17 protein-coding genes are annotated in these 19,448 nt (G+C 59.7%); 7 read left to right on the top strand and 10 right to left on the bottom strand.

The features are described 5' to 3' along the window. Positions 1–94: 94 nt before the first annotated feature. The 3 genes from PMI32_RS12930 to nirA form a co-directional block, all read right to left on the bottom strand. The gene (locus PMI32_RS12930; RefSeq protein WP_008030165.1) at positions 95–1,063 is read right to left on the bottom strand and encodes a hypothetical protein; all 969 of its coding nucleotides are present in this window, start codon (positions 1,061–1,063) and stop codon (positions 95–97) included. Positions 1,064–1,152: 89 nt separating this feature from the next. Then, positions 1,153–1,632 carry a DUF934 domain-containing protein gene (locus PMI32_RS12935; protein ID WP_008030161.1) on the bottom strand — a complete coding sequence of 160 codons (480 nt, stop codon included), beginning with the start codon at positions 1,630–1,632 and terminating at the stop codon, positions 1,153–1,155. After that, positions 1,629–3,302 (bottom strand): nitrite reductase NirA, encoded by a 1,674-nt coding sequence (nirA, locus tag PMI32_RS12940; protein WP_008030159.1) that lies wholly within the window; start codon positions 3,300–3,302, stop codon positions 1,629–1,631. Before nirA ends, PMI32_RS12935 begins: the two co-directional genes overlap by 4 nt. A gap of 379 nt (positions 3,303–3,681) precedes the next feature. Here nirA and ccoN point away from each other — a divergent pair, with 379 nt between their 5' ends. Beyond that, a complete protein-coding gene (gene ccoN, locus PMI32_RS12945) occupies positions 3,682–5,109 on the top strand; it encodes a cytochrome-c oxidase, cbb3-type subunit I (protein WP_008030155.1) in 1,428 nt (475 codons plus the stop codon). Between the two features lie 14 nt (positions 5,110–5,123). Continuing rightward, a complete protein-coding gene (locus PMI32_RS12950; RefSeq protein ID WP_008030151.1) occupies positions 5,124–5,345 on the top strand; it encodes a hypothetical protein in 222 nt (73 codons plus the stop codon). Between the two features lie 131 nt (positions 5,346–5,476). Here PMI32_RS12950 and PMI32_RS12955 read toward each other — a convergent pair whose 3' ends face one another. Both PMI32_RS12955 and PMI32_RS12960 read right to left on the bottom strand, forming a co-directional pair. Continuing rightward, a complete protein-coding gene (locus PMI32_RS12955; protein WP_008030149.1) occupies positions 5,477–5,971 on the bottom strand; it encodes a hypothetical protein in 495 nt (164 codons plus the stop codon). A gap of 69 nt (positions 5,972–6,040) precedes the next feature. Continuing rightward, on the bottom strand, positions 6,041–6,808 hold the full coding sequence (locus tag PMI32_RS12960) for a helix-turn-helix domain-containing protein (RefSeq protein ID WP_008030147.1): 768 nt from the start codon (positions 6,806–6,808) through the stop codon (positions 6,041–6,043). Positions 6,809–6,886: 78 nt separating this feature from the next. Here PMI32_RS12960 and PMI32_RS12965 point away from each other — a divergent pair, with 78 nt between their 5' ends. Next, complete coding sequence (locus PMI32_RS12965; RefSeq protein ID WP_008030145.1) at positions 6,887–7,579, top strand: aspartate/glutamate racemase family protein; 693 nt, start codon at positions 6,887–6,889, stop codon at positions 7,577–7,579. Between the two features lies 1 nt (position 7,580). Here the strand turns inward: PMI32_RS12965 and PMI32_RS12970 are convergent, their stop codons facing one another. The 3 genes from PMI32_RS12970 to PMI32_RS12980 all read right to left on the bottom strand — a co-directional run bounded on the left by PMI32_RS12970 (position 7,581) and on the right by PMI32_RS12980 (position 9,765). Beyond that, complete coding sequence (locus tag PMI32_RS12970; RefSeq protein WP_008030144.1) at positions 7,581–8,102, bottom strand: GNAT family N-acetyltransferase; 522 nt, start codon at positions 8,100–8,102, stop codon at positions 7,581–7,583. Between the two features lie 166 nt (positions 8,103–8,268). Then, positions 8,269–9,249: a LysR substrate-binding domain-containing protein gene (locus tag PMI32_RS12975; RefSeq protein ID WP_008030141.1), complete on the bottom strand. Its 981-nt coding sequence runs from the start codon at positions 9,247–9,249 to the stop codon at positions 8,269–8,271. A 75-nt stretch (positions 9,250–9,324) separates the two neighbouring features. After that, positions 9,325–9,765 (bottom strand): carboxymuconolactone decarboxylase family protein, encoded by a 441-nt coding sequence (locus tag PMI32_RS12980; protein ID WP_008030139.1) that lies wholly within the window; start codon positions 9,763–9,765, stop codon positions 9,325–9,327. Between the two features lie 201 nt (positions 9,766–9,966). Between PMI32_RS12980 and pdxR the strand changes: the two genes are divergently transcribed. The 4 genes from pdxR (at position 9,967) to PMI32_RS13000 (ending at position 13,522) form a co-directional block, all read left to right on the top strand. After that, the gene (gene pdxR / locus PMI32_RS12985) at positions 9,967–11,400 is read left to right on the top strand and encodes a MocR-like pyridoxine biosynthesis transcription factor PdxR (RefSeq protein WP_008030137.1); all 1,434 of its coding nucleotides are present in this window, start codon (positions 9,967–9,969) and stop codon (positions 11,398–11,400) included. 122 nt (positions 11,401–11,522) lie between these two features. Next, on the top strand, positions 11,523–11,816 hold the full coding sequence (locus tag PMI32_RS12990; RefSeq protein WP_008030135.1) for a putative quinol monooxygenase: 294 nt from the start codon (positions 11,523–11,525) through the stop codon (positions 11,814–11,816). 359 nt (positions 11,817–12,175) lie between these two features. Continuing rightward, positions 12,176–12,586: a cupin domain-containing protein gene (locus PMI32_RS12995; RefSeq protein WP_008030133.1), complete on the top strand. Its 411-nt coding sequence runs from the start codon at positions 12,176–12,178 to the stop codon at positions 12,584–12,586. 225 nt (positions 12,587–12,811) lie between these two features. Continuing rightward, the gene (locus tag PMI32_RS13000) at positions 12,812–13,522 is read left to right on the top strand and encodes a hypothetical protein (RefSeq protein ID WP_008030131.1); all 711 of its coding nucleotides are present in this window, start codon (positions 12,812–12,814) and stop codon (positions 13,520–13,522) included. Between the two features lie 184 nt (positions 13,523–13,706). On the opposite strand, the gene PMI32_RS13005 is transcribed toward PMI32_RS13000, so the two are convergent. Together PMI32_RS13005 and PMI32_RS30295 are read right to left on the bottom strand one after the other, a co-directional pair. Continuing rightward, positions 13,707–18,611, bottom strand: coding sequence for an NAD-glutamate dehydrogenase (locus PMI32_RS13005; RefSeq protein WP_008030130.1), 4,905 nt, complete (start codon positions 18,609–18,611; stop codon positions 13,707–13,709). Between the two features lie 499 nt (positions 18,612–19,110). Next, positions 19,111–19,422 (bottom strand): hypothetical protein, encoded by a 312-nt coding sequence (locus PMI32_RS30295; RefSeq protein ID WP_157214365.1) that lies wholly within the window; start codon positions 19,420–19,422, stop codon positions 19,111–19,113. Between the last annotated feature and the right edge of the window lie 26 nt (positions 19,423–19,448).

Genomic DNA, 19,448 nt, shown 5'->3' with positions numbered 1-19,448 from the left:
ACAGGTTATGTGTCGTACAAAAAAATGGCGTACACACATTACCTGTAGGAGCGAGGCTTGCCCGCGAAAGCGTCGCCACGGTCTTAACCTTGCATCACCACGAAGAACCACTCTTCAACGCCAACTCCCGCCGACTGTTCGCCCGCATCGCCTTGATCAACGACACCGTGCCCACCAGCAGAATCGCGGCGCCGAACAGGAAGTCGATGTTGTACAGCTGGAAGTCCTCCAGCGGTCCCACCAACAGCACGCGGATCGCGCCGATACTCACCAGTGTCGCGAGAAAATCGATGCCCGGTTCGTCGCGGTAAAATACGTGCATCAGCGGCAGGCAGATCACCAGCAACAACAGCAGCACGATCACCTTGAACGAGCCTTTGCGCTCGACACTGAAGGCGCACTCATTGGCCGCGTAGGGCTTGTAATCGTCCTCGCGAACCAATGAATTTTTCTCGTTGATGTACTCGACCCGGTTGTACTTTTGAATCGGCGTGAAGGTATTGGACATCTCCATGAGGGTGGTGATGCGCTTGAACTTCAGGTCGATCCGCTCATTGCCCTTAAGGATGTACAGCACCGGTTTGTAGCCGTAGCGCCAGGTGTCGAACGGAAACGCCGCTGCCCGCCCCTGCACGCCGATGGGCCGGGATTCAAGCTCGGCGTAGGCGCTTTTGTCGAGCGAAGAGAGGTTGCGACTCAGCGGTTTGATCCTGACCTGCTCAAGGAAGATTGGCGTGACGCCGTAGGACCATTGAAGAGGTTCCAGACGCAGGCGCAACTCGTTGCGGCCCAGGTCATACCGATCGAAAGTGCGCTCGGAGACGATGACCGCCCCCGAGAGCATGAAATCGCCCCGCACGTTGTTGGTGATGCGCAGGGTCAGGTGATCCTTGCCCAGCGCTGCCGCATCGCTGGCCGGTGGCGTGCCGCACCAGGCAGAACTGTCGGTCGACGCCCCGAGTTGCCCGTCACGGTTCTCCTGGAACAGGTACACATAACTGCCCCACAGGGCCGCCATCAGCAACACTGCGACCAGCCCTAAAACTTTCTTGCCCGCGCTCAAACCAGACTCCTTTCTTTGACCCGCTTCCTTATGAGGCGCGGACTCTATCAAAACGGGGTCCCCGGCCAAAGCAAAAAGTCGTGTGGTTGTCAGCGCCGCCGAAACAACGGTCGTGGCTCGATCACCGAGCGGCCATACAACACGCTCATGCCGGCGAGGCCCTTGAGCGCGTCTTCGGCGGACTTGTCCTCGCGCACCGCGAAGCTGTCGAAACCGCATTGGCGCATGTGGCTGAGTTGATCGCGCAGGACATCGCCAACCGCGCGCAACTCGCCGGTCCAGCCCAATCGGGTACGCAGCAAATACGCCTGGCTGTAACCACGACCGTCGCGAAAACTCGGGAAGTCCAGCGCAATCAGCGGCAGTTGGTCGAACCACGGCTTGAGGCTTTCCACCTCATCGTCCGGCCCCAGCCACACGCCCTGCTGCCCGGGCTCCTCCAGCCAGCAGGCCAGCGGCACTATCACCGGACCTGAAGGTAATCCGGTGGCTGGATCCCTGACCAGGGTCCACGGATCGGCGCTATCGATCCGCGCCACACCGGTCTCCAGTCGCAGCAGATTGTTCATGCCGAGACCTCCAGCAACTTCGGATAGACCGTCTCTTTGAACGGCTCCAGACCAAGGCGCTGCAACGTGTCGACGAACAGTTCCTCACTCTCGCGGTAACGCACGAACGTGGCGATGATCCGCTCGATCACGTCGGGCACCTCAGCCGCGCTGAAGGACGGGCCGATGACTTTGCCCAACGCGCTGTTCTTGCCCTGAGCGCCGCCGAGGGTGATCTGGTACCACTCGCTGCCGTTCTTGTCGACGCCAAGAATGCCGATATTGCCGATGTGGTGATGACCGCAGGCGTTCATGCAACCGGAAATGTTGAGGCTGATGTCGCCCAGATCGTGCAGATAGTCCAGGTCGTCAAAACGCGCCTGAATGCCTTGCGCAATGGGGATCGACTTGGCGTTGGCCAACGCACAGAAGTCGCCGCCGGGGCACGCGATGATGTCGGTCAGCAAACCGACATTGGCACTGCCCAACCCATGCTGGCAAGCCACACGCCAGAGCGTGAACAGGTCCGACTTCGGCACGTCCGGCAGGACGATGTTCTGTTCATGGGCAATGCGGATTTCGCCGAAACCGAATTGCTCGGACCACGCGGCCACGGCATCCATTTGTTCACCGGTGACATCTCCCGGCGGCGAAGCACTGCCCGGTTTGGTCGACAGCACCACACTGGCGTAGCCCGGCACTTTGTGCGGCTGGACATTGCGCGAGACCCAGCGGGCGAATGCCGGGTTTTCGGCCAGGCGGGTGCCAAACTCCAGATCAGTGCCGGACAGCGAACGGTAATCCGGCGGCACGAAGGCACTGGCGACACGCGCATATTCGTCGCCGGTCAACTGCGCCGGACCGTCCTTGAGATGCTGCCACTCTTCCTCCACTTCCCTGGCAAAGGCGTCGATCCCGAGTGCCTTGACCAGAATCTTGATCCGCGCCTTGTACTTGTTGTCCCGCCGACCGTGGCGGTTGTAGACTCGCAGCACCGCTTCGACATACGACAGCAAATGCTGCCACGGCAAGCCTTCGCGAATCTGCAGGCCCAGAATCGGCGTGCGTCCCAAACCACCGCCAACGATCACCCGCAGGAGCATTTGTCCGTCGGCGCCGGGGTAAAGATAAAGACCGATGTCGTGCATCATGATCGCCGCGCGGTCCTGTACGGCCGAGCAGATGGCAATCTTGAACTTGCGTGGCAGGAACAGGAATTCCGGGTTGATCGTCGACCATTGGCGCAGGATTTCCGCCAGTGGTCGCGGGTCGATCAACTCATCCGCCGCGACCCCGGCGAAGGCTTCGGTGGTGATGTTGCGCACGCAGTTGCCGGACGTCTGGATCGCGTGCATTTCTACCTGGGCCAGGCGTTCGAGGATTTCCGGCACCTGGGCCAGTTCGATCCAGTTGAACTGCATGTTCTGCCGGGTGGTGAAGTGGCCGTAGCCGCGGTCGTAATCCCGGGCGATGCTCGCCAGCGTACGCATCTGTTGCGCGCTGAGCGTGCCGTAGGGAATGGCCACGCGCAGCATGTACGCGTGTTTTTGCATGTACAGACCGTTCTGCAAGCGCAACGGCAGGAATTCCTCTTCGCTCAACTCGCCTGCCGTGAAGCGTTCGACCTGATCACGAAACTGCGCAACGCGCTCGAAGACCAGCGCCCGGTCATAGTCGTCGTACTGATACATCTGGCTACCTCATCAGGATTAGTCACGGAACCCTGTAGGAGCGAGCTTGCTCGCGAAGGTCGTGAACGATAATGCGTAAAACCGGATGCCCAGCGGCACCCTTGGGTTTTTCGCCAGCAAGCTGGTTCCTACAGGCATCAGGCTCTGCGGCTCGTTTTCTGGGGAGTGACTATGGACCTGCGGCGCAGTGCATTACAGATTCAGCTAAACAGTAAAAAACCGTATCAGCGTGCCGCCGATGATCGCAGGCAGGCGCCGCATCTGATCCGCATAAACTCGTTTTTTCTGAGTCTGTTTTGTTTAGGCCCGGGTTTCTACAGTGGGTTGCATGCCAGTCCGGGTGGCCTGGCAAGACTTTGCAACCGTGGAAGCATTGACCATGAGCACAGCAACAATCGGACAGGCCTATAACTACAAGGTCGTCCGCCAATTCGTCGTGGCGACCATTTTCTGGGGCGTCGTGGGGATGGCGATGGGGGTGTGGATCGCCTCGCAACTGGTGTGGCCCGAGATGAACCTCGACCTGCCGTGGACCTCGTTCGGGCGTTTGCGTCCGCTGCACACCAGCCTGGTGATTTTCGGCTTTGCCGGCAGCGCGCAGTTCGCCGCCAGTTATTACGCCGTGCAGCGTACCTGCCAGGTGCGGCTGTACTCGGACACCCTCGCCGCCTTCACCTTCTGGGGTTGGCAATCGGTCATCGTGGTGATGCTGATCACTCTGCCGCTGGGCTACACGACCACCAAGGAATACGCCGAGATCGAATTCTCCGGCGCGGTGTGGATGACCGTGGTCTGGGTGGCGTACGCCGTGGTGTTTTTCACGACGGTGGTGCAACGCAAGACCCACCACATTTACGTCGGCAACTGGTTTTTCGGTGCGTTCATCGTGGTGATCGCCATGTTGCACGTGGTCAATCACCTGTCGATTCCGGTGGACTGGTTCAAGTCCTACCCGGTGTATTCCGGCGCCACCGACGCCATGGTGCAGTGGTGGTACGGGCATAACGCGGTGGGTTTTTTCCTGACCACCGGGTTCCTCGGGATGATGTATTACTTCGTGCCGAAACAGGTCGGGCGGCCGGTGTATTCCTATCGCTTGTCCATCGTGCATTTCTGGGCGTTGATCACCCTGTACATCTGGGCCGGCCCGCACCATTTGCACTACACCGCGTTGCCGGACTGGGCGCAGTCGTTGGGCATGGCCATGTCGCTGATCCTGCTGGCGCCGAGCTGGGGCGGCATGATCAACGGCATGATGACGCTCTCGGGCGCCTGGCATAAATTGCGCACCGATCCGATCTTGCGTTTTCTGGTGCTGTCGCTGGCCTTCTACGGCATGTCGACCTTCGAGGGGCCGATGATGGCGATCAAAACCGTGAACGCCCTCTCCCACTACACCGACTGGACGATCGGCCACGTGCACGCCGGCGCCCTCGGTTGGGTGGCGATGATCACCTTCGGCGCGGTCTACCACATGATTCCGAAAGTCTTTGGCCGCGAGCAGATGTACAGCACGCCGCTGATCAACCTGCATTTCTGGCTGGCGACCATCGGCACCGTGCTGTACATCGCCTCGATGTGGGTCAACGGGATTACCCAAGGCCTGATGTGGCGCGCGATCAACGACGACGGCACGCTGACCTACTCCTTCGTCGAAGCCTTGCAGGCCAGTCATCCGGGATTTGTGGTGCGGTTTGCCGGCGGCGTGTTCTTCCTCAGCGGCATGCTGTTGATGGCTTACAACGCCTGGCGCACCGTGCGGGTTTCCGATGTGGCGATGGCTGAACGTGATGCACGGATTGCCTGAGGCGAGGAGCTGAAATGTTCGAGATCGTGTTGAATATCGTGGGTGTTGCGGGGCTTTGGCTGTCGGTCGAGTACTGCCTGAAGCAGCAGACGGCAGAAAGTCTGGAGGAAGCGAGCCTGATCCCGTTTGCCGATGACCCGGAGGTGGCTCGACGGGTGGAGTTGGCGACGGGGAAAGTGGTGAAAGCGGTTGCGCCGGAAGTGGCAAAACCCGGTTGGATAAACCTCGAAATCTGATGCACCGCAGATCCATTGTAGGAGTGAGCCTGCTCGCGATGACGGTTTGGCAATCAACATAAATGTTGGCTGAACCACCGCTATCGCGAGCAGGCTCGCTCCCACAGGGGAAAGGTGAAAGTCCGGAGAGATCAGCTCCGATCGCGGGGGATCAAGCTCTGCAACTGCTGCGCCAGGAAATTCGCATCGAAGGCAAAGGTGTCCGGGTCCTTCAAGCCATTGGTCTTGCGCCATTGCCAGTTGTTGGAAGGCGGCAGGCACACCAGCGAAATGCTGCCATACCGCGCGGCGGTCAAACCCATCACCGCCAGGGAAATCTGCCCACCTGCGCCCATCACGTCCGGCACGAATTCCACGGGTTTGCCGGCGATCACGATGCCCAGTTTCTCGGTCTTGAACGTTGAAGTCTCTACCGGAACACTCGGCCCCGAGGCGACATACGCCTCGCGGCTGACTTCCAGCAGGTTCGGCGCCCGGACCGGTTCCAGCCATTGCTGGATCTGATCGAACAGTTCGCCAATGCGCGTCACCCACACGGCCGATTGCGACTCGAACAGTTGTTTTTTGTGCGCTTCGCTGTCTGCGTAGTGGCGAAGCATCTCGCCCAGTTGCTGTACGTCGTCCATTGCGGTGTTCCTTTGTTGAAACAGTGCTGCGGACTTTGAGCATGGCAGATGCGCGCGGCGGGCGTACGACTAAAAGCGTGAGCGGTATTGGCTGGGGGTCATGGCGAGGAATTTGCGGAAGGCGCTGCCCATGTGGGACTGGTGGGCGAAACCGGCATCAAGGGCGATGTCAGCCAGGCTCAGCCGGGTGTGCTCGATCATCCGCCGTGCCGCCTGCAATCGTACTTCAACGAGGTAAGCGTGCGGTGTCAGGCCGATGGCGCGGGTAAAGTCGCGCAGAAAGCGCAGCTCGTTCTGGCCGTAGGCCGCCGCCAGTTGTTGCAGCGTGAGGGGCTGGTGGAATTGTTCTGCAATCAGGTCCAGCACTTGGGCGAGTGCGGCTGGCGCGGGCCGATGAGCCATTTCGACCTGCGGTTGCGCCAACCCCACAAATCCCAGGGCACATTGTTCGAGTGCCAGAAGGTCGGGTTGTGGCGCCAGTAACAAACGCCGCACTTCGCGTGCCAGGCTCAGCGCCTGTCGATTGCCGCATGACTGTACGCGATGGCCAATGGAGGGCAAATGCTCATCGGCAAACGATTCGTCCAGCCGCATCAGCAAATATTCGCCACCGCTGGACGATTCGGAAAACACTTCGACGCCCACCGGGGTATACGCCAGAACACCGGGCAACGTATCGAAATCCACCCGCCGATCCGAGTCAATCGCGTGCACGCCCTGCTGGCGCTCCAGCGTCACCCCAAGGGTTCGCGATTGCGCCGGATCGCGTGCGCTGTAAGCGGCACGGGGCAAGAGTTGCAAGCTGACTTTAGCGCCCGGCAGCCGTTGGCTCAGCATGTGAAATTTCCTGATAGAAAGCCGTGAAGCGCCACGGGATACTCCCAGACAAAGGGTTGCCAACAACAGGAGCACGCCATGCGCACCATCGGCCTTATCGGCGGCATGAGCTGGGAGTCCAGCGCCGAGTATTACCGCCTCATCAACCAACAGGTACGCGACCGGCTCGGGCCGTTGCGTTCGGCGAAACTGCTAATGTACAGCGTCGACTTCGGGCCTGTCGAACAGGCCCAGCATGCCGGTCGCTGGGACGATGCGGCGCTGATTCTGGTAGATGCCGCGCGGCGGTTGGAGGCTGGCGGCGCCGATTGCGTGGTGCTGTGCACCAACACCATGCACAAGGTCGCCGGGCAGATTCAGGCGGCCATCAACATTCCGTTCCTGCACATCGCCGACCCGGCCGGACAGGCGGCGGTGGATGCCGGTGCGCTGAACGTCGGGTTGCTGGGGACTGCGTTCACCATGGAACAGGACTTTCTCAAGGAGCGCCTGACTTCGATGGGGCTGACCGTACTGGTGCCGGGCGCCGAGGAGCGTCAAGCCGTGCACCGGATCATCTACGACGAGTTGTGCGTCGGGGTGATCAGCGAGGCCTCACGCCGGATTTATCAGCAGGTGATCGAATCCCTGCACCAGCGCGGTGCCCAGGTCATCATCCTCGGTTGCACCGAAATCGGCCTGCTGATCAAGCCCGAACACAGCACCCTGCCCCTGCTCGACACCACCGAACTGCATGCGCAGGCGGCGGTGGCGTTTGCACTGGGCGAGTGAATCAACCGGCCTTGGGCGTGCGGCGCAGACGCGCCATGCTCAAGGTGTCCACCAGCACTCCGTCACGCACGGCGTAGTCCCGAAACAGGCCTTCGGTTTCAAAACCAAACTTGCGGTACAAACCGATGGCTGCTTCATTGTCGGCGTACACCGACAGCTCGACCCGTTGCAGATTCATCCAGTTGTCGGCGATGTCCAGCGCGGTGGCCAGCAGCTTCGAGCCAACACCCTTGCCCTGCCACGCCTCAGAGACACCCATGCCGAAATTGGCAGCATGACTGCGGCGGATGCGCGAAAACTGCTCGAGGCCGATGTTGCCGATCACCCTCCCCTGACTCAGCGCCACCAGTTGCACATGCCGTTCGTTGCCCGGATCCAGGCGTTTGCGCCAGACCTCGATGGACTGAAACGGCATTTGCAGCACTTGCCGGGTAATCGCTGGCTCGTTGTAAAGCGCGGTGATGCCTTCGAGGTGGGATTCGTTGAAGCGTTCAAGCGTAATGACAGCGTCAGTGGCGGGCATGGGTGATTCATCCTTGATACAGACATGGCCGCTCACTCTACAACGCAATCTTCCAGCATGGCGAGAAACGACTGTAGGAGCGAGCTTGCTCGCGATGGTGCATCACGCGACACCGATGTGACTGACCCACCATCGCGAGCAAGCTCGCTCCTACAGTTGATAGTGCTCAGGCTTCGAACCACTCCCGGCGCTCATTGAAGGTGTTTTGAATCAGCTCGACGATCATCTGCACCTGCGCCTCATCCTGCGACTGCGCATTGACCGCCATCCACACCTGGCGCTGCATCGGCTTGCCAAACAACCCTGGCAGCGCGATGAGACCACGGTCAAAACGGCTCATGTAACCCGGCAACAAACCGATGCAGGCGCTGCAACGAATCATCTCCAGCATCAGCTCATAGGCATGCAACTGCACCACCCCGGCGAGGCGCTGATCCACCAGCGCATTCCACGGCACAAAACTTTCGACCTGACGATGAGGCTGCCATTGCACCAGCAAGAAATCAGCGAGGTCATCGAGGTTGTCCGGGCGTGACGCAGTGCGTGAATAACGCTTGGCAATGTGCGGCAGGTAGTCGAGCCGCGCCAGGCGCCGGGGTTCGCTGACGGCAAAACTCGGGCCCGGCAGTGGCGAATCAGTGCCGGCCAGCCACACCACCACATCGGCGCTGACGGCGCGCAGGGCCAGCTCGCTGTCGAGGGAAATGATCTCCAGACGCACACTGGCGTTGCGGCGCAGCAAGGCCACCAGGTCGCGACCGAGGATGTCATGCAGGATCGATTCGGCGACGGCCAGGCGCACCAAGGGCTGTTCGATCACCGGCAAGTCGCGATCATGGGCCAAGGCAATCAGCTGCGCCTGAAGCTGCAAGCCTTCACGACTGAGGGCGACACCATTGTCGCCATGGCTGAACAGCGGGCACTGCAGTTGCGCTTCGAGTTGCGCCAACTGCTTGCGCAGCAACGTCGCCTTGATGTTGAGACTGCGCGACGCCTGCATGTAACAGCCGCAGCGGGCACTGACCATGAACGCTTGCGCCAGTTGCGGATCAAGCGCGGCGGCCTGCGCATGTATGGATGACGATGTGTCTACCGGCGAGCGGTATTCGGCAGGGCTTTGGCGCCCGGCGGTTTCCATGAATGACATCAATGACTCCCTGTCGATCTGTCCTTTGAAAACCTCATCCTGCGCAACGCTCATGAACCTGATGTGACAGCGTCATCACGCGCTGGGGGACTGGCGGAAACTCACCGCCAGGCGATTCCAGCTGTTGATGGTGGTGACGGCGATGGTCAGGTCGACCATCTCGCTCTCGCTGAACTGTTCCCGGGCCTGGGCGTAGACGTCGTCCGGCACATGGCTTTGCGAGAGCAAGGTGACCGCTTCGGTCCAGGCCAGCGCCGCGCGCTCGCGCGGGTTGAAAAAGCCGCTGTCGCGCCAGACCACAATCGAATACAGACGCCGGTCGGTCTCGCCGAGGCGTCGCGCGTCCACCGAGTGCATGTCGGTGCAGAAGGCGCAGCCATTGAGCTGCGAGGCGCGGATCTTGATCAGGTGCAGCAACGCCGGCTCGATGCTCAGGTTGCTGGTCAACGCCTCCATGGCGATCATCGCTTTCATCGCTTTGGGCGACGCGCTGTAGTAATCCAGACGGGAAGTCATGGCGTGCCTCGTGGATTGATAGATGTTTTCACGGTAAGCGCTGATGCGCCGGTGTTACAGATCCAATTGCGCGAAATACCGGTGGACCACTCCGAGCAGACCAATCCGCGGTTTTTCCCCCACGCAACTTCTGCACGGCGGCGCATGCGCGTAATCTGGCGCGACGCACACGCGCCTCAACCGCCCAGGAGCCCCGCCGGTATGGAACTTCATGTTGTCATCAACGGCCGCAAGGACCTGGCAGGCCAGTTGTACAACCAACTGCGCAGCGCCATCGAATCCGGTCGTCTGGCAGCCGGGACGCAACTGCCGCCCAGCCGTCTGCTGGCCGAACAGCTGGGCATCTCGCGCAAGACCATTTCCGACACGTACGCGCAACTGACCTATGAAAACTTCCTGACCGGGGTGATCGGCAAAGGCACCTACGTCAATGCCCGGACGGCCAAAGCGCAGCCCAAGCAAAGCCATTCGCAGTTGGCGAGTGCCGAGGTCATCGAGTCGTGGCGCAATTTGCCGGTGTTTTTGCGTCACCCGACGCTGGAAGGCTCGCTGCGTTATGACTTCATCGGTGGCGCCACCAGCAAGGGCCAGTTTCCGCAGGATGATTGGCGGCGCTGCACCTCCCACGCGCTGCGTCAGATGTCCGGTTCCAAAGGCTTCTACAGCTTGCCTGAAGGCCTGCCGGCGCTGCGCAATACGATCGCCCGGCACATCGCGTTTTCCCGTGGGGTGAATTGCCAGGACGAAGACGTGGTGGTGTGCAACGGTGCGCAACAAGCGCTGGACCTGATCTCCCGCGTAATCACGCGCCCCGGCAGCATCGTCGCCATGGAAGACCCCGGTTACCCGCCCGCGCGCCTGCTGTTCGGCAGCCACGGCGCCACGGTGATCGGCGTACCGGTCGACGCAGACGGCATCCAGGTCGACAAAATCCCCCTCGGCACCCGGCTGATTTATGTCACGCCGTCCCACCAGTTTCCGCTCGGCATGCCGATGAGCCAGGCACGTCGCGTGGCGCTGCTGGAGCGCGCCTACGAGTTGGGCGCGATCATCATCGAGGACGATTACGACAGCGAATTCCGCTACGAAGGCCGGCCCACCGACTCGCTGCAAAGCATGGATGAGCGCGGGATCGTCGCCTACGTCGGGACCTTTTCGAAAACCCTGTTGCCGGAACTGCGCCTCGGCTACGCGATTTTGCCGCCGGCGATTCTCGAAGCGGTGATCCGCGCCAAGCAACTCACCGACCTGCACACCTCCACCCTGCCCCAATGGGCGCTGGCCAAATTCATTGCCGAAGGCTGCCTGCTCAAGCACATCCGGCGCTGCCACACCATCTACGCCGGGCGTCGCGAACGCATCCTCACGCGCATCGCAGGTGACCTGTCACCCTGGCTCGAAGCGATCCCGAGCACGGCGGGTTTCCACATGGTGCTTATGTGCAAAGTGCCTATCGATATGCCATTGCTGATTGAACTGGCGAAAAAGGTCGAAGTCGGGCTGTATTCCATCGATACCTTTTACTACCAGCGGGCCCCACAGGCCGGGCTTCTCATGGGGTTTGGCGCCATTGAAACCCTGGACATCGACACCGCGCTGGACCGCTTGCGCGACATTTTTCAGCAAATCGCCTGAGCGATTGGTCTGGGTTTTTATCCGGCAATTGGCTATTGGCGGTCCGCAAGTGCAGGCCTATCCTCGTAAGCGTTATCCCTCAATGAGCAGGATTCGTCCGGCCTGATTCAGGAGTGTGAGCAATGTCCAACGAAGTGATCAACACCGTAAAGGTGCAGGCCGTAGCCGGCCGCTCGGACGAACTGGGTAAGCAACTGCAAAAGATTGTCGAAACCCTGCGTGAACAATCGGGCTGCGAATCCTATATGGTCGACCGCTGCCCCGAGGACAGCAACCGCTGGAACGTCAGCGCCCGCTGGCAATCGGAAGCGGCCATGCAATCGCATTTCAACACCCCACAGGCGCAAGGTTTCATCGACCTGATCGATTGCCAATTGGCGAACGCCGTGGACTTCAACAGCTTCCCGATCCGTTAAACACCCCCCTGTAGGAGCCAGCTTGCTGGCGATAGCATCACCGCGGTGTACCTGATGCACCGCGGTGATGCTATCGCCAGCAAGCTGGCTCCTACAGGCGATCCATTCACCTCGGTGTGCCTGATGCACTGCGGTGATGCGATCGCCGGCAAGCCGGCTCCTACAGGCGATCCATTCACCGCGGTTCGCCTGATGCACTGCGGTGATGCAATCGCCGGCAAGACGGCTCCTACAGGTTTTGCATCGCCTTGCGTAAATCCGGATTGGTCCCCTGACCTTCTGCTGAATTGGCTGTTTGATTGCGGTCACTGGCGGACTAACGTTGTTTGCGACAACTAACCCCCCGCAGGTGATGAATCATGAAAGTTTTGCGTTTATTGGCCACCCCGCTTGCCGTCCTCGCCCTGAGCGTTTCTGCCTCGGCATTCGCCCACGACCCTTCGGAAAAAGTCACGATTCTGCAAGATGAAGTACTGAAGAACGTCCCGGGCAAAAAAGCGCTGATGATCGAAGTCGACTACAAGCCGGGCCAGTCCTCCATCGCCCACAAGCACGAAGGCACCGCGATGGCGTATGTGATTTCGGGCTCGATCACTTCCCAGGTGAAAGGCGAGCAACCGAAAACCTACAAGGCTGGCGAGTACTGGTATGAAGCCGCCGGTTCGGAGCATCTGGTCTCGAAAAATGCCAGCGCAACCAAGCCGGCCAAACTCCTGGTGTTCATGGTGTTGTCCCCCGACGAGAAAGTGTTGATCCCATTGGAAAACTGATAGCTGAACGTACAGCCATAAATAAACAGGCCCGAATCGAAAGTTCGGGCCTTTTTATTGCCCGACGCAATTAGCCGACAACTTTTAAACCAAACAATACTATTGGTCACCTGACAAGTTCATGAATTGGCTATTTCATTCAGCCGCCACAGGTTTAGTCTGAAGTCACTGCCGACACCGGCAACTTTAACTTCCGACTCAAGTTGTTTCACTGGAGAAACACCCATGAAACTTGCACTTGTCAGCACCTTGTCGTTTGCCGCTGTTTTAACCGGCTGCTCAATTCCCACTGCACCGACGGCAGTTTCTTCACTCGACGGTATTTTCAGCGCACCCGTCGGCCGCAGCAGCGCCACCCATGTCGCCAGCGGCGGTCAGGTCTCGCTGGGCATCGTCTACAGCCGCAACACCCAGACCAACCGCGCCTACCTGCAGGACTATCAGGCCAATGCCGGCACCGGTTTCGGCCAGAGCCTGCTGGTGCAACCGATTCATGATGCCTATGTCGCCACCTCCAAACCCGACCTGGCGGTGGATTGGGTCAAGGCCTCGTTGCAACGCCAGTTCGGCTCGGTCACGGTGTACCCGGACATGCAAAGCCTCAGGGCGGCGAAACCGGACGTGGTCGCGATTATCGACACCCGCAGCCAATTGATCACCTCGCGCAGTTCGGACATCAAGGCCGATGTAAGTGCAGACTTTTATGATGCCAACTTCAATTACATCGGGACTGCACAAGGGCATGACGCCAAAGCATTGAGCCCGGTGTGGGCGGACTATAAACGCAGCGAAGAGATCGTGGCGGATATTAATGAACAGCAGAATGTACAAGTTCGGGCATTGCAGAAGTTTGACCAGTCGCTCAGTAATTTATTGACCGGGCCGACAGATAAAGTGTCGATGATTGATAATAAAGCTGGCTGGAAGTTGTATTGAGGCAGATGGCCCATCGCCAGCAAGCCGACTCCTACAGATTTTATGTCGTTCGCAGCCCCAGTGATCGACACAAAACCTGTAGGAGCCGGCTTGCTGGCGATGAGGCCCGCCCGGACACCACAATCCTCCAGACAAAAAAAAGCCCCGCATCTCTCAATGCGGGGCTTTTTCATTCAGCGACTGATCAGGCCGCCGGTTCCAGCTCGGCACTGGCGGTGACAGCAGCGGCAGGCACCACCGCTTGCCCGCTCAACGCCAGGTCCAGCAACTCACGGTTGGCTACCGCATACATCGCGTAGTCAGTACCGCTCGCTGCACGGATTTCCACCAGCATGGCGCGCCAGCGTTCGATCATGCCTTCGTTCTCTTCCATCCACAGCGCCAGGCGTGTTTCCACATCCTGAGTGCCGCCGCCCTGTTGCAGGACAGAGATGGTGATCGCACGTTGCTGCCAGTCGACGTCATCGCGGAACGCTTCACGGGCCAGGGCCTGCCAGTTGTTTTCAACCGGCAGAGCGCTGATCTGTTGCAGGTACCAGGTGACGTCCAGCGCGCTGCCCACGGCGAAGTAGGCCTTGGCCACGTCCGCAGGGTTCTGGCCGGTCACGTCGGAGGCCTCGATGATCGGCAGCAGCGTGTACAGGTGCGAAGTACCAGCCACCATGCGCGCCAGCAACTCCGGCACACCGGCTTCGACGTACGCCTGATAACGGGACTGCCAGTTTTCGTGGATCTCGCCGCTCAGCAGTTCGTCGAGCTTGAGACCCAGCTCCTTCAGGTGCGGACCGAAGTGCGCAACGTCACGGGCAGCGTTCTGCTCGTTGCGGCGGGCACGCAGGAACCAGCGCGTAGCGCGACGGCCCAGACGCATCAGCTCGTCCATCAGCTCCAGTTGTACGTCAGCGGAAACCTGGTAATCCAGGGCTTCGATCTGACGGAACCAGTGCGGGAGGTGGAAGATGTCACGCACGATCACGTACGCACCGGCCACGTTCGCCGGGCTCATGCCGGTCGACTCTTTGAGTCGCTGAACGAAGGTGATGCCCATGTGGTTCACCAGATCGTTGGCGATCTGGGTGCTGACGATCTCGCGCTTCAGACGGTGACGACGCATGGCCTCGGAGAACTTGCTCACCAGTGTTGGCGGGAAAGCGGTTTCCATGTCGCGGGTCAGGTAGTCGTCGTCCGGTACACGGGAGTCGAGCAACTGCGCCTTGAGGTCGATCTTGCTGTAGGAGATCAGCACCGACAGCTCGGCACGGGTCAGGCCGTGGCCTTCCGCGAGGCGTTCGTTGATCGCGTCTTCCGACGGCAGGAACTCGATGGCGCGATCCAGCTTGCCACGGCCTTCCAGATCGTTCATCAGGCGCTTGTATTCGGCAATCCGCACGAAGGCACGGCGGGCCGCCAGGGACAGGGCCTGAGTCTGCTTGTAGTTGTTGCCCAGCACCAGGCTGCCGACTTCGTCGGTCATGCTCGCCAACAACTGGTTACGTTGCTTGTCGGTCATGTCACCGGCGTGAACCACTTCGTTCAGCAGGATCTTGATGTTCACTTCGTGGTCGGAGCAATCCACGCCACCGGCGTTGTCGATGAAGTCGGTGTTGGAACCGCCGCCATTGAGGCCGAATTCGACACGACCCAATTGGGTCATACCGAGGTTACCGCCCTCGCCCACGACTTTGCAGCGCAGTTCGTTGCCGTTCACGCGCAGCGCATCGTTGGCCTTGTCGCCGACATCGGCGTGGCTTTCGCTGCTGGCTTTGACGTAAGTACCGATACCGCCGTTCCACAACAGGTCTACCGGTGCCTTGAGCAAGGCATTCAGCAGTTCGGTCGGGGTCAGCTTGTCGGCCTGAATGTCGAAGCGCTCTTTCATCTGCGGGGAAATCGCGATGCTTTTCGCGCTGCGCGAGAAGATCCCGCCGCCTTCCGACATGATGCTGGTGTCGTAATCCGACCATGCCGAACGCGGCAGATCGAACAAGCGCTGACGCTCGGCGAAGCTGTTCGCAGGCTCTGGGTTCGGGTCGATGAAGATGTGCAGGTGGTTGAACGCTGCGACCAGTTGCAGCTTGTCGGACATCAGCAAGCCGTTACCGAACACGTCACCGGCCATGTCGCCGACGCCAACCACGGTGATGCTGTCTTCCTGGACATTGATGCCGCGTTCGCGGAAGTGACGTTGTACGCCAACCCACGCGCCTTTGGCAGTGATGCCCATTTTCTTGTGGTCGTAACCGGCAGAACCACCGGAGGCGAACGCGTCACCCAGCCAGAAACCGTAGTCGATGGCGATGCCGTTGGCGATGTCGGAGAAGGTTGCAGTGCCCTTGTCCGCAGCGACCACCAGGTACGGGTCATCGTCGTCATGACGCACGACGTTGGCCGGCGGTACCAGTGCGCCGTCTTTCAGGTTGTCGGTGATGTCCAACAGGCCCGAAATGAAGATGCGGTAGCAGGCGATGCCCTCGGCCGCGATCTCGTCACGGCTGCCGCCCAGTGGCAGGCGACGCGGCAGGAAGCCGCCCTTCGCGCCGACGGGCACGATGACCGAGTTCTTCACTTGCTGGGCTTTTACCAGGCCCAGGACTTCGGTACGGAAGTCTTCTTCACGGTCAGACCAGCGCAGACCGCCGCGAGCCACGTTGCCGAAGCGCAGGTGCACGCCTTCGACGCGAGGCGAGTAGACGAAGATTTCGAACTTCGGAACCGGCTTCGGCAGCTCTGGGATCTGGTGCGGGTTGAACTTGAAGCTGAAGTAGGACTTGTTCTGACCGTGGGCATCGGTCTGGTAGAAGTTGGTCCGCAGGGTCGCTTTGATCAGGTCGAGGTAGCGACGCAGGATGCGGTCTTCGTTCAACACCTGGACGTCGTCCAGTGCTGCCAGAATCGCGTGTTCCAGACGTTGCTGCTTGTCTTCCAGATCATCGGTGGCCAGCTTGCGCGCCAGGTAGAAACGGGTCTTGAACAACCGGGTCAACTCGCGAGCGATGTCGGTGTGGTTGTTCAGGGTGCTGGCGATGTAGCCGAGGTCGAAGCCCAGGCGAATCTGCTTCATGTAGCGTGCGTAGGCACGCAGCAGCGCAACATCGCGCCATGGCAGGCCGGCGGTCAGTACCAGACGGTTGAACGCATCGTTCTCGGCATCGCCACGCACGATGTGGACGAAGGCGTCCTGCAAGGTGTCGTTGAGTTGCTGGATGTCGAGTTCCAGGCCTTCGGCGGCGGTGAACGCGAAATCGTGAATCCAGAACTCGCGGCCATTGTTGTGACGCAGGCGATACGGGAACTCACCCAGCACACGCAGGCCGAGGTTTTCCAGAATCGGCAACACGTCGGACAGGGCCAGCGGGGTGTCGGCGTGATACAGCTTGCAGTGCAGCTCGCGCTGGCCGGAGACCTGACCCAGCGGCTGATAGAAGCTCATCACCAATGGATTTTTTTCGTTCAGGCTCAGCAGGTGCTGCATGTCGACCACAGCCGAATGCGCAGCGAAACGCTCGCGGTAACCGGCCGGGAAGCCTTTCGGGAAGTCCGCCAGCACGTTGGTGCCGTGGGCTTCGCCGAAGCTTTCCACCACCAGGCTGGCGTAGTCGTCCTGCCAGCTGCGGCAGGCCTGGATCACTTCGTTTTCCAGTTGCAGCGGGTCGATGTCCAGACGGTTCTTCGGATCGACGCGCAGAATCAGTTGCACGCGGGCCAGTACGGACTCGGAGAAGAAGGTCCAGAACTCGCAGTCCGAGGCTTTCAGGCGATCCATCAGCACTTGCTGGATCTTCTGGCGCACTTCGGTGGAGTAGATGTCACGCGGCACGTAGGCCAGGCAGTAGCAGAAACGGCCGTACGGGTCTTTGCGCAGGAACACGCGAATCTTGTTGCGCTCCTGGATCTGCACGATCGACATCACGGTGCTGAACAGCTCGTCGACCGGGGTCTGGAACAGGTCATCACGCGGCAGCACTTCGACCACCTGCGCCAGTTCCTTGCCCAGGTGAGCCTTGGCCTGGAAGCCGGAACGGCGTTCGATCTCTTCGACCTTGCGGCGGATGTACGGAATGACCCGCACGCTCTCGCCATACACCGACGAGGTGTACAGGCCCATGAAACGGCATTCCTTGATGACCTTGCCGTCGGCGTCGATCTCGCGGATCGACACGTAGTCCGGGTAAGCCGGACGGTGTACACGGCTTGGGTGCGCAGCCTTGGCGAACGACAGCAGGGTCGGTTCGCGCAGGTAGTTCACGGCGTAGTCTTCGATGCGCAGGTCATCGTAGGTCAGGCCGGTGCGCAGCAGTTTGGTCAGGCCGAGGAAGGAATTCTGGTCGTAAACGATGTGGCCGCCATCGGCTTCATCCTGAACCACGAACTCTTCGTAGCCGAGGAAGGTGAAGTGGTTGCCCACCAGCCATTCCAGGAAACTTTTGATTTCAGCTTTTTCTTCGCCGTCGACCGCAAATTTGCTGTTGTCGAGGCCGGTCAGGATTTCCTGGACCTTGGCTTTCATCGGCTCGAAATCGGCGACCGCGACGCGGACTTCACCGAGAACCTGTTCCAGCTCTTTGCCCAGGACATTCAGTTCTGCGGTGTTCGCGCAACGGTCGATTTCCAGGTACATCAGGGATTCTTGCAGGATCCCTTCGCCCTGGGTGCCTTTAGGCAGGATCTCCAGCAACTCGCCTTTGCTGCCGCGACGCACGCTCAGCACAGTGGTTTGCAGGGTATGAATGCTGTAGCCGCGACGGTTCAGCTCGGTGCGCACCGAGTCCACCAGGAAAGGCAGGTCGTGGTGCAGCACTTCGACCGCGGTGTGAGTCGACTGCCAGCCGTGGCGTTCGTAATCAGGGTTGAAGACGCGAACCTGCGGTTGCGCGTGATCGAAGCGCTCAAGCAGGCGCCACGCAGAAAGGGTGCAGCCGGCGAGGTCGGACAGCCGACGCTGGGTCAGCTCGTCAAGGGAAATGATGCCGAAGAATTGTTCAGCGAACAGCGCCACTTGTGGCAGTGCCTGTTCACTGATGTGCTGCGCCAGTGCCGCTTGCAGTTGGTGCTGGAAGTCGGCTTTGCTGGCTGCGGTGAAGAACGCCATCTGTGGTACTCCGCTTGGGCTTGTTATTGATGGAAGCGTCGCGTGCAAAACCCCTTTCGGGGCGATCCGTCACCCGGTTCCTGATTCTCGGGCAGAGGAAACAGGGTGACAGGTGGGTGAAGCTGGACGAGACACTCGGGTCACATTCACCTTCCATGAATGGGCATCTGCAAAAACGACTCTGCGATCAATTGCACAATGTCTTTACAGGTATCCATTCGATGCGCAGCTTAACCAGTGCGGCAAGGCCTGTGCTTGCGGTGCTGCGACATATTCGGTCATCGGTACGCAGCGCATCGGATAACACTAGCAGCCGTGTAGGAAATTGGGCGTTTTGTGCTCGGATTTCGGGTACGTTCGTGCCAGAAATGACCAGCTACACCCTGATTGTTCACGACACATCTTCTGACCGTCACTTGAGCAGAAATTCCTCAGAGTTGCAGGCGCGCCCCTGAATATGTCTGCCTCCTCGACTAACAGCTAGTCATCACGAGTAAAATCAGGCTTTCTTGACGGGGTTCCTGATCTCACTTGCCGATGCCACATTGTTATCTTTACCTCGAGGCTGAAAATATTCTGGAATATAAGGTTTGCCTTCCTTCAAAACTCCAAACCGCGCAGGAACGTCGACATAACCGGAGGACATAGGTAGATCCAAGCTCCAGACTATTCCTGAGTAAGCTTTTACAGGCAGCCCTGTAACATCAGAAAATTCTTGAGCAAAAGAAACAGATCGGGGACTGATGAACGAAGGAACATCAGCACTAAAACACATCACGAGACGTATATTTTTATAGTCTTCAAATTTCACACCTAGCTTTTCAACTCGATGCTTTA

It is taken from the genome of Pseudomonas sp. GM60, assembly GCF_000282415.1.
GTDB lineage: Bacteria > Pseudomonadota > Gammaproteobacteria > Pseudomonadales > Pseudomonadaceae > Aquipseudomonas > Aquipseudomonas migulae.
The sequence above is the reverse complement of the archived record's forward strand: the minus strand, read 5'-3'. Positions and strand labels throughout refer to the sequence as shown.

Excerpts from the sequence above, each read along its gene's own strand:
- PMI32_RS12935 (WP_008030161.1), bottom strand. The coding sequence starts at position 1,632 with ATGAACAATCTGCTGCGACTGGAGACCGGTGTGGCGCGGATCGATAGC.
- nirA (WP_008030159.1), bottom strand. The coding sequence starts at position 3,302 with ATGTATCAGTACGACGACTATGACCGGGCGCTGGTCTTCGAGCGCGTT.
- ccoN (WP_008030155.1), top strand. The coding sequence starts at position 3,682 with ATGAGCACAGCAACAATCGGACAGGCCTATAACTACAAGGTCGTCCGC.
- PMI32_RS12950 (WP_008030151.1), top strand. The coding sequence starts at position 5,124 with ATGTTCGAGATCGTGTTGAATATCGTGGGTGTTGCGGGGCTTTGGCTG.
- PMI32_RS12955 (WP_008030149.1), bottom strand. The coding sequence starts at position 5,971 with ATGGACGACGTACAGCAACTGGGCGAGATGCTTCGCCACTACGCAGAC.
- PMI32_RS12960 (WP_008030147.1), bottom strand. The coding sequence starts at position 6,808 with ATGCTGAGCCAACGGCTGCCGGGCGCTAAAGTCAGCTTGCAACTCTTG.
- PMI32_RS12965 (WP_008030145.1), top strand. The coding sequence starts at position 6,887 with ATGCGCACCATCGGCCTTATCGGCGGCATGAGCTGGGAGTCCAGCGCC.
- PMI32_RS12970 (WP_008030144.1), bottom strand. The coding sequence starts at position 8,102 with ATGCCCGCCACTGACGCTGTCATTACGCTTGAACGCTTCAACGAATCC.
- PMI32_RS12975 (WP_008030141.1), bottom strand. The coding sequence starts at position 9,249 with ATGTCATTCATGGAAACCGCCGGGCGCCAAAGCCCTGCCGAATACCGC.
- PMI32_RS12980 (WP_008030139.1), bottom strand. The coding sequence starts at position 9,765 with ATGACTTCCCGTCTGGATTACTACAGCGCGTCGCCCAAAGCGATGAAA.
- pdxR (WP_008030137.1), top strand. The coding sequence starts at position 9,967 with ATGGAACTTCATGTTGTCATCAACGGCCGCAAGGACCTGGCAGGCCAG.
- PMI32_RS12990 (WP_008030135.1), top strand. The coding sequence starts at position 11,523 with ATGTCCAACGAAGTGATCAACACCGTAAAGGTGCAGGCCGTAGCCGGC.
- PMI32_RS12995 (WP_008030133.1), top strand. The coding sequence starts at position 12,176 with ATGAAAGTTTTGCGTTTATTGGCCACCCCGCTTGCCGTCCTCGCCCTG.
- PMI32_RS13000 (WP_008030131.1), top strand. The coding sequence starts at position 12,812 with ATGAAACTTGCACTTGTCAGCACCTTGTCGTTTGCCGCTGTTTTAACC.
- PMI32_RS13005 (WP_008030130.1), bottom strand. The coding sequence starts at position 18,611 with ATGGCGTTCTTCACCGCAGCCAGCAAAGCCGACTTCCAGCACCAACTG.